11 protein-coding genes are annotated in these 13,426 nt (G+C 68.6%); 3 read left to right on the forward strand and 8 right to left on the reverse strand.

The features are described from left to right. Position 1 precedes the first annotated feature (1 nt). On the reverse strand, positions 2–913 hold the full coding sequence (locus tag VH569_RS29610; protein ID WP_423320190.1) for a response regulator: 912 nt from the start codon (positions 911–913) through the stop codon (positions 2–4). Next, the gene (locus VH569_RS29615) at positions 910–4,416 is read right to left on the reverse strand and encodes an ATP-binding protein (RefSeq protein WP_423320191.1); all 3,507 of its coding nucleotides are present in this window, start codon (positions 4,414–4,416) and stop codon (positions 910–912) included. Before VH569_RS29615 ends, VH569_RS29610 begins: the two co-directional genes overlap by 4 nt. A gap of 152 nt (positions 4,417–4,568) precedes the next feature. On the opposite strand from VH569_RS29615, the gene VH569_RS29620 reads away from it, so the two are divergent. Then, positions 4,569–4,943: a DUF1636 domain-containing protein gene (locus VH569_RS29620; protein ID WP_376960012.1), complete on the forward strand. Its 375-nt coding sequence runs from the start codon at positions 4,569–4,571 to the stop codon at positions 4,941–4,943. A 27-nt stretch (positions 4,944–4,970) separates the two neighbouring features. Here VH569_RS29620 and VH569_RS29625 read toward each other — a convergent pair whose 3' ends face one another. Continuing rightward, a complete protein-coding gene (locus VH569_RS29625; RefSeq protein WP_423320194.1) occupies positions 4,971–5,444 on the reverse strand; it encodes a hypothetical protein in 474 nt (157 codons plus the stop codon). Positions 5,445–5,581: 137 nt separating this feature from the next. Continuing rightward, a complete protein-coding gene (locus VH569_RS29630) occupies positions 5,582–6,160 on the reverse strand; it encodes a TetR/AcrR family transcriptional regulator (protein WP_423320196.1) in 579 nt (192 codons plus the stop codon). A 198-nt stretch (positions 6,161–6,358) separates the two neighbouring features. Here VH569_RS29630 and VH569_RS29635 point away from each other — a divergent pair, with 198 nt between their 5' ends. Beyond that, positions 6,359–6,619, forward strand: coding sequence for a hypothetical protein (locus VH569_RS29635; RefSeq protein WP_423320198.1), 261 nt, complete (start codon positions 6,359–6,361; stop codon positions 6,617–6,619). Positions 6,620–6,699: 80 nt separating this feature from the next. Here VH569_RS29635 and VH569_RS29640 read toward each other — a convergent pair whose 3' ends face one another. The 4 genes from VH569_RS29640 to VH569_RS29655 form a co-directional block, all read right to left on the reverse strand. Further along, positions 6,700–7,932: an HWE histidine kinase domain-containing protein gene (locus tag VH569_RS29640; RefSeq protein WP_423320207.1), complete on the reverse strand. Its 1,233-nt coding sequence runs from the start codon at positions 7,930–7,932 to the stop codon at positions 6,700–6,702. Between the two features lie 174 nt (positions 7,933–8,106). Further along, positions 8,107–9,411, reverse strand: a complete 1,305-nt coding sequence (locus VH569_RS29645) for a hemolysin family protein (RefSeq protein ID WP_395455109.1) — start codon at positions 9,409–9,411, stop codon at positions 8,107–8,109. 27 nt (positions 9,412–9,438) lie between these two features. Further along, positions 9,439–10,203 (reverse strand): exopolysaccharide biosynthesis protein, encoded by a 765-nt coding sequence (locus VH569_RS29650; RefSeq protein ID WP_423320200.1) that lies wholly within the window; start codon positions 10,201–10,203, stop codon positions 9,439–9,441. 183 nt (positions 10,204–10,386) lie between these two features. Continuing rightward, positions 10,387–10,818 (reverse strand): response regulator, encoded by a 432-nt coding sequence (locus VH569_RS29655; protein ID WP_174474986.1) that lies wholly within the window; start codon positions 10,816–10,818, stop codon positions 10,387–10,389. Positions 10,819–11,077: 259 nt separating this feature from the next. On the opposite strand from VH569_RS29655, the gene VH569_RS29660 reads away from it, so the two are divergent. Continuing rightward, a complete protein-coding gene (locus VH569_RS29660; protein ID WP_423320203.1) occupies positions 11,078–13,273 on the forward strand; it encodes an ATP-binding protein in 2,196 nt (731 codons plus the stop codon). Positions 13,274–13,426: the final 153 nt, after the last annotated feature.

Below are 13,426 nucleotides of genomic sequence, written 5' to 3' on the forward strand. Positions count from 1 at the left end.
GTCACGCCCGCGCGGCCAGGGTGCGGATCGCCAGCGCGGCGGCAGACGCGCGGTTCTCAACGCCCAGTTTGGTGAAGACCTGCTCCAGGTGCTTGTTCACCGTACGCGGGCTGATGCCCAGGATCTCGCCGATGTCGCGGTTGGGCTTGCCGTTGGCGATCCACAGCAGCACCTCCGCCTCCCGCGCGGTGAGGCCGAGAGCGTCGCGCAGCACCGCCTCCTGCCGGCCGGCGGTCGGCTCGCTGAGGCGGAACAGATACTCGTCGGGGTTGGCCGGGCTGAGATAGGTGAACTCCAGCCGCCGCCCCCCCTCGCCGTCCGGCAGCTCCGCCGTGAAGGTCTCCGCCGCATTGCCGGGAGAGGCCGTCCGGCGCAGGCCCGCCAGACCGGCGGCCAGACCGGAGGCCGCGTCCGGCGGCAGGCCGGCCAGCAGCCGCTCCGCCTGCGGGGTGCACCACAGCAGCCTGCCCTCCCCGTCCGTCGCCAGCAGGAAGCGGCCGGTGGCGTCGAGGGCGGCGCGGGCGGCGTAGGCGACGCGGGCGTTGGTCAGGTGGACGCGGATGCGGGCGATCAGCTCGTCCACCACGATGGGCTTGGTGACGTAATCGACGCCGCCGGCCTCCAGCCCCTTCACCACATGCTCGGTCTCGCTGAGGCCGGTCATGAAGATGACGGGGATGTGCGACAGGTGGGGGATCTGCTTCAGCCGCCGGCAGGTTTCGAAGCCGTCGAGGCCGGGCATCACCGCGTCCATCAGGATCAGGTCCGGCGTGATCTGGCCGACCAGCTCCAGCGCGCTCTCGCCATCGACGGCGACCAGCACGGTCAGGTCGGCCTGTTCGATGGCCTCCGTCAGGAATCCCAGCGTGTCGGGGGTGTCGTCCACCACCAGGATCATGTCGCGGCGCTTCATCCGGTCACGGCCCCGTCTTCTGCCAGATCATCTTCGGCCCGATCTTTTTCGTTCCGTGCGGCATCTCGCTGAGCCGCCGCCTCTTCCACCGCACGCATATACCCTTTCAGGTCGAAGGCGCGCACCAGCGTTCGCAGCCGTTCGACGAAGGACGTCGCGGCGGCGTCCTCCGCCTCGATCTCGCGCAGCTTGGCCTCGATCCCGCGAATATAGCCGATCCGGCCGAGCTGGCGCAGGTCGTCGAGATGACGCAGCGCCGACTCCGGCGGGCCGGCTGCCGGCTGGAGGGCAGGCGGCGGAACGGGAGGTTGGACCGGCGGCGGGGCGGGCATGGATGCTTGATCGGCCGCTGCCGCGGGCGGCGCAAGCGGTTCCGCCGGTTTTTCCACCGCATGGATCCATTCCAGCCCGGTCAGCGCCTGGAGCCGGTCGAGCAGGGCGTGGATTTCGATGGGCTTGGCAACGAAGGCGTCGTGCGGCGCCCGGCCGTCGCCCGGCCCCTGCGCCTCGTAGGCGTTGGCGGAGACCATGACGATGCGGATGCGGTCGGCGAACTGCCGGCGCAAGCCCTCCGCCACGTCCCAGCCGCTCTCGCCCGGCATCGAGATGTCGAGCATGGCGACGTCGGGCTTGCACTGTGCCGCCAGCTCAAGGCAGGTGGCGGCGTCGGACGCGGTGAACAGCACGAAGCCCAGCGGACGCAGGATGTCGGTCATCAGCGCCAGATGGTCGCGGTCGTCGTCGGCCAGCAGGATGGTGATCTGCGGCCCGGCATAGCCGGTGATGGCGCGGCGCTCCGCCTGCTCGCCCGGCCGGTGCATCGCCTCCGACAAAAGCAGGCGGACGGTGAAGACGCTGCCCTCCCCCGCCTTGCTGCGCAGCGCGATGTCCCCGCCCATGATCCGGGTCAGCACCCGCGTGATGGTCAGGCCGAGCCCGGTGCCGGCCACCGCCCGCACCGCCGCCCCGCGCCCGCGCTCGAACGGCTCGAAGACGCGATCGAGATCCTCCTCGCGGATGCCGATGCCGCTGTCGGCGATCTCGAACTCGGCGATCTGGCTGCGGTAGCGGACGGTCAGGGCGACATGGCCGCTCTCGGTGTATTTCACCGCATTCGACAGCAGGTTGATCAGGATCTGGCGCAGGATCTTGCTGTCGGTGTGGACCCAGGCCGGCAGGTGGGGCACGCGGGCATAGCGGAATTCCAGCCCCTTGGCGGTGGCCTGGATGCGGAACATGTCGGCCAGCTGGTCGAGGAAATCGATCAGCTGCACCTTGTCGCGGCTGAGCCGGCGCAGCCCCGATTCGATCTTGGAAATGTCGAGCAGACCGTCGATCAGGTTCGACAGATGCTCGGCACTGCGGCGGATGACGCGGACGGCGTCCTGCGGGCGCTGGGTGCTGTTGCTCTCCAGCAGCTGGGCATAGCCGGAGATGGCGTTCAGCGGCGCGCGGATCTCGTGGCTGACGCCGATGATGTAGCGGCTCTTGGCGGCGTTGGCGGCCTCCGCCACCTCCTTGGCCTTCTGGAGGGCGGCGTCGGTGCGTTCGTGGGCGGCGATCTCGTCCATCAGCATGGCGGTCTGCCGGCCGGTCTCCTCCTCCGCCTTGCGGCGGCTCTCCTGGGCCAGCACCAGGAGCCAGGCGGCGACGCCGGACAGGATGAACAGGCAGACGAAGACGGAGACCAGCGCGGTGTGGATCGCCGCCCGCTCCGCCGCCTCGGCATTGGCGTACTGGAAGTCGATGACCACGAGCACCCCGCCCAGCACCAGCGAGAACAGCGTCATCACCCCGATGAAATGGCCGGTACGGCTGTGGACGCCGGCCGCCATCCGCCTGGGCAGCACCCGTTGCAGGCTGCGGGCGATCTGGTCGGCGAAGCGGCTGTCGGTCTTGCACAGATCGTGGCAGCGCGCCTCCAGCGTGCAGCAGAGCGAGCAGATCGGCGCGTCGTAGGCCGGGCAGAAGGCCATGTCCTGCCGTTCGAACGGATTCTCGCAGATCGAACAGCGGATGGTCGCGGCGTCGCCCGGCAGCTTGTCGGACTTGCGGGCGATGTAATAGCGGCCCTTCGTCCTCCAGGCGATCAGCGGGGCGGCGGCGAAGGCGACCACCAGCCCGATGAAGGGGGCCAGCGCCTGGGCCACCGGCCCGAGCAGCCCGAAGAAGGCGGTGGTGGAGCACAGCACCGACAGGCCCATGGCGCCGGTGCCGACGGGGTTGATGTCGTAAAGGTGGGCGCGCTTGAACTCGATCCCCGGCGGGCTGAACCCCAAGGGCTTGTTGACGGCCAGATCGGCGGCGACCGCTCCCAGCCAGCCCACCGCGACATTGGCGTAGAGGCCGAGGATGCTCTCGATCACGCCGAGGATGCCGATCTCCATCAGCAGCAGGGCGAGCAGCACGTTGAAGACCAGCCAGACGACGCGGCCGGGGTGGCTGCGGGTCAGGCGGGAGAAGAAGTTCGACCAGGCGATGGAGCCGGCATAGGCGTTGGTGACGTTGATCTTCATCTGGCAGACGACGACGAAGATGCCGGTCAGCGCCAGCGCCGCGGCGGGGGAGCCGAACACGTCGAGGAAGGCCATGTGGTACAGGCTGTTGGGCTGCACCGCGTCCTCCAGCGGCAGCCCGTGCTTGATGGCGAGGAAGGCCAGCAGCGAGCCCGCCGCCAGCTTCAGGCTGCCGATCAGCACCCAGCCCGGCCCGCCGGCCAGCATCGCCGCCCACCAGCGCAGTCGCCCGATGCGGGCCTGGGACGGCAGGAAGCGCAGATAGTCGACCTGCTCGCCGATCTGCGGCAGCAGCGACAGCAGGACCGACGCCGCCATGCCGAAGGGAAGCAGCGACAGCCCGCCATCGGGGGCGTAGACGCCCGGCAGCGAGGTCCATTGCGCCAGCGTCTCGCGGTCGAGCAGGAAGAAATAGGCCAGCGGCACGCATTGCAGCAGGATCCACACCGGCTGCGTCGCCCACTGCATGCGGCTGATGAAGCGGATGCCGTAGACGGCGATGGGGATCACCGCCAGCGAGCTGATGACATGGGCGACCGAGGCCGGGATGCCCAGCACCATGGTCAGCCCGGCCGACATGATGCTGGCCTCGATGGAGAACAGGATGAAGGTGAAGGAGGCGTAGACCAGCGAGGTGATGGTCGAGCCGAGATAGCCGAAGCCGGCGCCGCGGGCCAGCAGGTCGATGTCCACCCCGGCCTTGGCCGCATGGTAGGTGATCGGCAGCCCGACCAGGATGCTGAGCAGCGCCACCGCCAGGATGGCGGCCATGGCGTTCTCGAAGCCGTAGGTCAGGGTGACGGCGGCGCCGAGCGCCTCGCAGGCCAGGAAGGAGATGGCGCCCAGCGCGGTGTTGGCGACGCGCCAGGCGCTCCAGCGCCGCGCCCGTTCCGCGGTGTAGCGGAGCGCGTAGTCCTCCAGCGTCTGGTCGGCGGCGAGCTGGTTGTATTGCCGGCGTTCACGGACGATCCGTTGCCTCGCGCTCATGCCCGTCCGCCATTCCCGCCCGTCGCCCCCGATGGCCCGCATCGTCGGGAGTTTCGGGGTGGTTGGCAAGCTGCAAGCGCGTTGACAGTCACCGGACCGGGCTCTAGCTGTCAGACCTCACGGCTCCCCCGAACAGTTTTGAAAGCCAGAGCATGACCGTCGAGCTTGTCGTCTGTGAGACCTGCCGCCGTCCGGAAGACCCGCCCGACGCCGTCCGGCCGGGGGCGGAGCTGGTGGCGCTGATGGAGCGCGCGCTGGCCGACAACCCCGATCTGGCCGCAGCGGTGCGGCTGCGCCCGATGCGCTGCCTGATGAGCTGCCGCCGCCCCTGCGCCGTCGCCGTACGCTCCGCCGCGCGGATGAGCTATGTGCTGGGCGACTTCGCCCCGGACGAGATGACGGTGGAGACGCTGACCGCCTATCTGCGCGCCTATGCCGCCACCGAGGACGGCATCGTTCCGTTCAAGCAATGGCCCCAGGGCGTCAAGGGCCGCTTCATTTCCCGGCTGCCGCCGCTGGAGGAGTGAACCGCTGCGTCCGGCGGGGGAGACGGTCTATTGCCGGCGCCGCGCCAGATGGACGATCTGGGCGGTCAGCCCGATGACGAGGAGGACCGCCAGCGCGCCCTGAGCGCCCAGCAGCAGCGGCGACTTCAGGTCGGTCACCAGAGGGTGGCCGTCCGGGACCCGGCGCAGGATTTCGCTGACCGTCGGCACCATCAGCAGGAAGGCGCTGACGCTGAGGCAGACGGTCTCGACGTAGCGGGCCGCACGCCGCGCTGGTGCCCACCCGATCCCATAACCCGCAAGCAGCAGCAGGATGGTCACTGCGCCGATGCCGACGCTGACCGGCTGATGGGCGACGAGGAAGACCGTCGAGGCCCCGATCAGCATGGAGGCGAAATAGACAACACCGGGCACGGAACGCGGCACGATCCGGCCATGGCGGGCGAACATGTAGGCGGCTACGGGAATGGCCGGCAGACTGCCGAGCGTATGAACCCAGCCAATGGGAGAAATTCCGAACATCGGCGATTGCCTTTCAAGTCGAGAGCAGCGGGAGCGGAAGGGCCGGCAGGACAGGCCCCGCCTCATGGGAGTTAAAGCTACCTACTGGTTGGTAGGCATTGGGTCCGAGTGTTTGCCCAGCGGGCAAGGCCACGCTTTCAGGCGGCGATCCGCTCCAGCAGGGGACGGGTTATGGCGCCGAAGGCCGTGGCGTCGCCGTAGGCACGGGCCGACAGCATCGCGCCGTGTGTGGCCGCCATGAACATTTCGGCGTCGGCCCTGGCGTTTTCGGACAGGCGGAGGCGGCCTTGCGCGGCGCCGCGTTCGAGGACTCCCGTCAACCAGTCGGCGAGCCGGCGGAAATGTGCCCGCACTTCCGCGGCGACATCGTCCGGCAGAACCGGGATTTCGCCCGCGAGCAGCGCACAGACACAGAAGGGGGCGGCCGTATCGGCGAAACACTTCTCCCAATAGCCGAGATAGGCGCGGAGCTGGTCCAGCGGATCGGGGACAAGCTGCTCCAGTTGGGCCAGTCCGTCCGAAGCCTCCTTGCGGTATTGCGCGACGAGCACCCGCACCAGATCCGATTTACTGGGAAAATGATGGTGTATGCTCGCCGTGCGGATGCCGACGACCTTGGAAATGTCGGCATAGCTGAAACTGTTGTAGCCGCCCCTGACGATGAGCGCGCGCGCGCAGTCGAGAATGTCGGCGGCCCTGGTCGATTGCGTGTTCATACACCGAACCTACCAACTAGTAGGGAGCCTGTCAACAGCGGCACGGGATCCGCGTCTCGTTTCCGGATCGAACCGCTGCACGGCACCTAAGCCCTTCCTCTGCCGCTGAAGGATGGGTTTGACAGACCAAGGTGGCGTTCCAATAATTGTTCGTCAGACCAACAGAGTTCGCCCTTTGCGGGCGAGGAGGAGCGCCCGATGAAGGTCGACCCCGAGGTCCTGAACTGTGCCACCGGCCTGCTGCACATGGCGCGCGAGGCGGAGCGGTCCAACGGCTGGGAAGCCGGAGACCTGCTGCGCACCACGCTCCGCCTGCTGGTGGTGGCCGGCGCCGATGGGCATGGCTGGAACGCCGACGATCTGTCCGAAGAAGTCCGCGATCTGGTGGAGGCGGTGCGGATCACCAACGCGGACGAGCGGCCGTTCGGACTGGCGGAGGGCGGAGCGGCCTTGCACTGAAGGGCCGGTTTCCCCGAACCGGGCCGAATCGCCCGAACGCGATCCTTCGGCGAGAGTGGCCGGCGCGAGAGCAGCCGGCGCTATTCCGAGCCACCCAGTTCATTCAGCGGAGCGCTCATCTCACATTCGAGCCCGGTCGTCTTGTAGGAGATCGCCACGTTGCCCGAGCCGGCGATCCCGGCGCCGATCAGCCTCGAACCGAATCCGGAGCCCGTCGGTTTCCGGACTATGGGGCCCTTGGTCTCTTTCCAGCTCAAATACAGGGTTTCGGACGCCGGCTCGCCGCCGATCCTCCAGGAAAGGTCGACGAAGCCGGCGCCGAGCGACAGGGAGCCGTATTTCAGGACGTTGGTGGCCAGTTCATGGAGGATGAGAGCGAGGTTCAGAGCGGCCTTCGAACCCAAGGCGACATCGGGGCCATCGATCCCGATCCGATCCCTTATGCCGGCATTGGCCATGGCCGCGACGGCGACGTCCTTGAGCAGAGCCGGCTTCCAGCTCGATTGCGGAAGGATGTCGTGCGCCGAACTGAGCGCCATCAGGCGATCCTGCAGGGTTCGCGACCGCGATTGATCGCTCGACCCACGCAACGTGTACGACGCGATCGCCGCGACCACGGCGAACAGGTTCTTGACGCGATGACCGAGCTCGTCGTTCAGCACCTTTTGCAGCTCTTCGTTCTTCCGAAGGGCCGCGACCGTCTTTTCCAGCTCCTGTTCCCGATCCCTCAGCGCCTCTTCGGCGATCATGCGGTCGAGCAGGTCGGCCGCCTGGCGCGCCAGAATGTCCAACAGGCGCAAATCGCGTCGGGACGGCTCGTGCGGTTCGTCCCAGTGGGTCGAGATCATGCCGAGCAGGGTTCCATCCCGGGAGACCAGCGGCGTCGTCTGCGCGGACCGGATGCCGGCGCGACGAAACGCTTCGAGGTCCCTTGTGCCTCTGATCTCGTCCCACATCTCGTAGTCCGGGATGACCACCCGCCGGCCGGATTTGAGCGCGGCGGTGCAACTGCTGTGCGCCGCCGGATCGACCCACTGCCATACGGCCCTGTCCTCTGCCGTCAGACCGCGGGACACGAGCAGGTGCAGACCGGGGGCGCCGCCGTCGGAGGGCTGGCGCTTCAACTGCATGGTGCCGAATTGTGACCGGGTGATCGCGATGGCCGCATCGACGATCTTGCCGTAGAGCGCCATCCGGTCCTGCTCCGCGATCAGGTCGATGCTGATCGCATGGAGCAGGGCGATGTCCGACGAGCCGTCCTGTTCCTCCTGGAATGGGGAGAACGTGGGGGCGGTCGAGACGACGCGAAGCATGTTCAAGGAAGCCATCCGGACATTGAGGCGAGGGCGGCGGGCCGCCCACGGTCTCCCCAGCGCCGCTGCCTTGGCTGGGAATGCCCGACTATCTCCCCTTGATGGCGGTTGGGGCAATTAGCCCTTCCAGCATGCGGACGACATATGAAAATAGCCAAAGCGAGGCCGCTTTCCTCAGCCCTCCGAGACTTCGGGGTTCAGCTGGATCAGCACCTTGTCGATGCGGCGGCCGTCCATGTCGACGACCTCGAAGCGGATGCCGTTCCAATGAAAATGCTCGGCCGCGGTCGGGACATGGCCGAACCGGTCGAGCAGGAAGCCGGCGATGGTGTGGAAATCGCCCTCCCCCTTCATGTTCTTGACGCCGACCAGCGCCTCGACCTCCTCGACCGGGGTCATGCCGTCGACCAGCCAGCTGCCGTCCTCGCGCTGGACGGCGTTGGCCTCGCCTTCCTGGGTGCTGTCCGGCAGCTCGCCGGCGATGGCCTCCAGGATGTCGGTCATGGTGACCAGACCCTCGACGCTGCCATATTCGTCGACCACCACCGCCATGTGGACGCTGGCCTGCTTGAACAGGTCGAGCAGGCGGAAGACCGGCGTGCCGTCATGGACGACCAGCGGCTGGACCATCGCCGTCCGCAGGTCGAAGGAAATCCCCTTCAAGGACTGGTCGAGCAGAGCCTTGGTCGCGACGATGCCCTGCACCTCGTCCACGTCGCCGCGGCAGACCGGGAAGCGGGAATAGCCGCTCTCGCAGATCTCGCGGGCCAGGGTTTCGGGGCTGTCGTCGATGTCGAGCCACATCAGGTCGGGGCGCGGCGTCATGATCGACCGCACCGTGCGGTCGGACAGGTGCATCACCCCCTCGATCATCTGGCGTTCGGCCGGCTCGAAGACGCCGCTCTGGGTGCCTTCGGCGATCAGGGTCTTGACCTCCTCCTCCGTCACCGTCTGCTCGCGCGAGGTCGGCAGGCGCAAGAGCTTCAGCACCGCGTCGCTCGACACGCCGAGCAGCCAGACCACCGGAGCCGACAGGCGCGACACCGTCCGCATCGGGGAGGCGACCAGCGAGGCGATCCGCTCCGACGAGATCAGCGCGACCCGCTTGGGCACCAGTTCGCCGATGATGAGGGAGAAATAGGTGATGGCGGCGACCACCAGGGCGAAGGCGACGGTGTGGCCGTATGGCGCGATCCAGGCGACCTGTTCGTCCAGCACGCCGCCGAGCCGTTCGGCCAGGGTGGAGCCGCCATAGGCGCCGGCGATGATGCCGGTCAGGCTGATGCCGACCTGCACGGTGGACAGGAAGCGGCTCGGGTCTTCCGACAGCTCCAGGGCCGCGCGGGCACCGGCGCCGCCCTTTTCCTCGGCCATCTGCTGAAGCCGGGCGCGGCGCGCCGACACCAGCGCCATCTCCGACATCGCGAAGAAGGCGTTGAGCAGGATCAGCAGGACGATGACCAACAGTTCCCAAATCATGGCTTTGTGCCCTTTGGGGGCGCTCCCTCAACCGATCAATTGTTGCGCCACCGCGACCGCCGCCTGCCCGAGACCGAGCAGGACGGCGGCGACGATGACGATGGCAAGAAGGCCGGCGACGAGGCCGGCCGAGACGAAGACTCCGTCGGATTCCATCAGCCCCAGCGCGATCAGCGCGATGGCGAGGGCGGGAGGCTGGTTTCCGAAGACGATGGGAAGGGACAGGATGACGGCCAGGACCACCACCGCCAGCCCGAGCAGCCGTTCGGCGGTCGGGCCGGCCATCGCCGGCAGGCGCGGGCGCAGATGACGCTCCACCCGCTCCGCCCACGGCTTGGCCCGGCGGATGACGCCCAGGAAGGCCTTGCGGTCGAAGCTGGCCGTCAGCATGCGGCGGGGCAGCCAGGGGCTGTGCCGGCCCGCCGCCATCTGGGCACCGAGCAGGATCATCGGCACGCCGGTGGCGGTCGACAGGCCGGGGACCGGCAGCACGTTGGGAATCGACAGGATCAGCAGCAGCGCACCGAAGGCGCGGTCGCCCAGCGCGTCCATGATCTCGCCGAGCGAGATCTTAGAGCGGTCCTCGCCGAACGGGATTTTGGAGCGATCCCCGCCGGGCGGGGTGCTTGCCGGGGACGGATCGTCCGGATCGGAACCGCCGGACTCGGCGGCGTCGCCGCGCGTCAGGAAGTCGTCCAGCAGATCGGAAACGCGCGCGCAGGACCGGTCCGCACCGGAGGGGCGTGCGTCATGCGACCTGGGGGACGACCCGGGAGGTCGATCTTTGCTCACGGCTCTCCCCGAGGCCGGAAACGGGATCGGAGCGGGCCGGGCGAAGGATGGAAGGAACCCATGGACCTTTCGCGTCACGGCGGCATCAGCCTTCCTTCTACAGCAAGGACGGCGAAAGCGCCAGAGCGGGTTGCGGTGCGCAATGGAGCCGCAGGCGGAGCCGCGGCCCGCCGTTCCCGACCGTCAGCGCTTCTGCATGACGAAGGTCAGGCGCTTCATCAGGTCGGCCTTCGACACCGGCTTCACCAGATAGCCGGAGATGCCGTAGGCGATGGCGCGCTTCACCACGTCGGCCTCGCGGTGGCCGGTCAGCACCAGCACCGGCAGGTCGGCCAGCGGGTTGCCGGTGGCGGTGCGCAGCGCGTGCAGCAGGTCCAGCCCGCCCATGCGCGGCATTTCCAGGTCGCAGATCACAACGTCGACGTCCTCGCCGCTCTTGCGCAGGATGTCGAGCGCCTGGATGCCGTCCGCCGCCTCGAACACCGTGCGGAGCCCGATGTCGTGCAGGAGCCGGTAGATCAACTTGCGGGTGAAGTCGTCATCCTCGACCAGCAGCACACCGAGATCGTGTATCGTCCGGACCTGGCGGGTCCGGTTGCCTGCCTCCACCACCATGACGCTCTCCGCTCCGCCAAAGTTCTCCGGCCGCTATCGGCATGGCCGGCCCGCACAGTTTTCTGACTACACCATTGCACAGTCGTTAACGGAATCGCTATGACGCAACGATGACAACCGTTCGCATACAGTGTCCGGCAAATCGGCTCGGCCAACCGGCTTGCATGGCCGGGCCCTCCGGCCGGGCAATGGCAATCGGCCCGGCGACCGCTTATCCTGAACCCTCGCGCGCTCTTTCCGAACCGATCAGGACCCGCCCGTGACCGCGCCGCCCTCCTCCGCCACGCCGCCCTTCGACGCTTCGCCCAACGCCACGATGGCCGACGCCGCGATGTCCGATGCAGCGATGCTGGCCGCCGTGGTCGAGACCAGCGGGGCCGGCCTCGTCGTGGCCGACGCCACCCGGCCCGACCATCCCATCGTCTATTGCAACCGCGCCTTCCTCGACATGATCGGCTATGAGGCCGGCGAGGTGATCGGGCGGAACGGCGATTTCCTGCAAGGGCCGGACACCGATCCGGACACCGCCGCGGCGATTCGCGCCGCCATGGCGGCGGCGCGGCCCCTGTCGGTGGAAGTGCTGAACTATCGCAAGGACGGCAGCGCCTTCTGGAACGCGCTGACCCTGCGGCCGGTGCCGGAAGCGGGAGGGGTGTCCGATGGCCGGGCGCGCTGGATCGCCGGCTCCTGCGCCGACGTGACTCAGAGCCGCCGGTCGCAGGAGGAGCTGCGCGCCGCCGAGGACCAGCTGACCCGGCTGGCGGCCGAGACCTTCGCCCTGGCCGAGAAGCTGGACGGCGCCCGCGAGGATGCGGAGGCCGCCCGCATCGCGGCGGAGAATGCCAGCAGCGCCAAGTCGCGCTTCCTGGCGATGATGAGCCACGAGCTGCGCACGCCGATGACCGCGGTGATCGGCATGGGCGACCTGCTGATGGGCACCGGCCTGAACGACCAGCAGAAGGCCTTCGTCAAGACGCTGCGGTCGTCGGCCGGCACGCTGATGACCATCCTGAACGACGTGCTGGATTTCTCGAAGATCGAGGCCGGCCAGCTGACGCTGGAGGAGATCGACTTCTCCCTGCCCCGGCTGGTGGACGACGTGGTCCAGCTGTTCCTGGTGCGGGCGGCGGCCAAGGGGCTGAGCCTGTCGGCCTCCATTGCCGACGACACACCGCGCCACATCCGCGGCGACCCGACCCGGCTGCGGCAGGTGCTGTTCAATCTGGTGTCGAACGCCATCAAGTTCACCGACCGCGGCACCATCGAGATCGCCGTGTGGTCGCCGGATCCCCCCGCCGACCCGCCTGCCGACCCGCCCGCCGGTGCGGCACCGGCCGATGCGCCGGTCACCCTGCGGTTCGAGGTGGAGGACAACGGCATCGGCATGACGCCCGAACAGCGCGCCCGCCTGTTCGACGCCTTCGTCCAGGCCGACGTGTCGACCAGCCGCAAATATGGCGGCACCGGCCTGGGGCTGGCGATCTGCAAGCGGCTGGTCGAGGCGATGGGCGGCGAGATCACCGTCGCCAGCACGCCCGGCCGCGGCTCCACCTTCCGCTTCTCGATCCTCAGCCGGCTGGCGGAGGCGCCGCCGGTCGGCGAGCTGGGAGCCCGCCCGGCGCTCCCCGGGGCGGCCGAGACGCCGGAGCCGACGCAGGTGCCGCTGCGGCTGCTGCTGGCCGAGGACAACGACATCAACCGCATGCTGGTCGTCGCCATGATGTCCCGCATCGGCCACCGGATCGACGCGGTGACCGACGGGCGGGCGGCGCTGGACGCGCTCGTGGCGGCCGATTACGACGCGCTGATCCTCGACATGGAGATGCCGGTGCTGGACGGGCGGTCGACCGCACGGGCGATCCGGCGGATGGACGGGCCGGTCGCGCGCATCCCCATCGTCGGGCTGTCGGCCGACGCCCTGCCGGAGCATCGCGACGGCCATCTGGCCGCCGGGCTCGACGCCTATCTGACCAAGCCGATCGACTGGGACCAGCTGAACGCCGTGCTGGTCGATCTGGCGACCCGGCCGCAGGAGGGGCGCGTGGTGCCTGTGCCCAGCCGCCCGGCGACCGAGGGCGGCCATTTCTCGGCCCTGCCGCTGGTCGACCGGGTGAAGCTGGCCGAACTGCGGCTGGCGCTGGGCGGCGAGGCGCTGGACGGCATGCTCCAGCTGCTGCCGGAGACGGCGCTGCGCGAACTGACGGCGATCCGCTCCGCCCTGCAGGCCGGCAGGCCGAAGGAGCTGAAGCAGGCGGCCCACACGCTGGCCGGGCTGGCCGCCAATTTCGGCACGCCGCGCATGGCCGCCATCGCCCGCGCCATCAACGACAGCTCCACCGACACCGACAAGGTCGCGGCCTTGCTGCCCCTGCTGGAAACCACCGTCGCCGCCACCAGCAGTCTGGTGCGCGATCAGGTGGACAGTATCCCCTCTCCCCTCCGGGGAGAGGGTTAGCAGGACGCGGAAAAACGAACATATTTTGGCTTTTTGCCTCCGCTGAGGCTTGGAAATGGCGTTTCGGCGCCCGTTTTTGTCAGAATGGAGCGCCTTTTCGCGCTCCGAGCCGCCCGGAGCCGCCGTTCAGGCGGAGTCCGGGCGTGATTATGC

It is taken from the genome of Azospirillum sp. 11R-A (assembly GCF_049472615.1).
Classification (GTDB): Bacteria; Pseudomonadota; Alphaproteobacteria; order Azospirillales; family Azospirillaceae; genus Azospirillum; species Azospirillum palustre.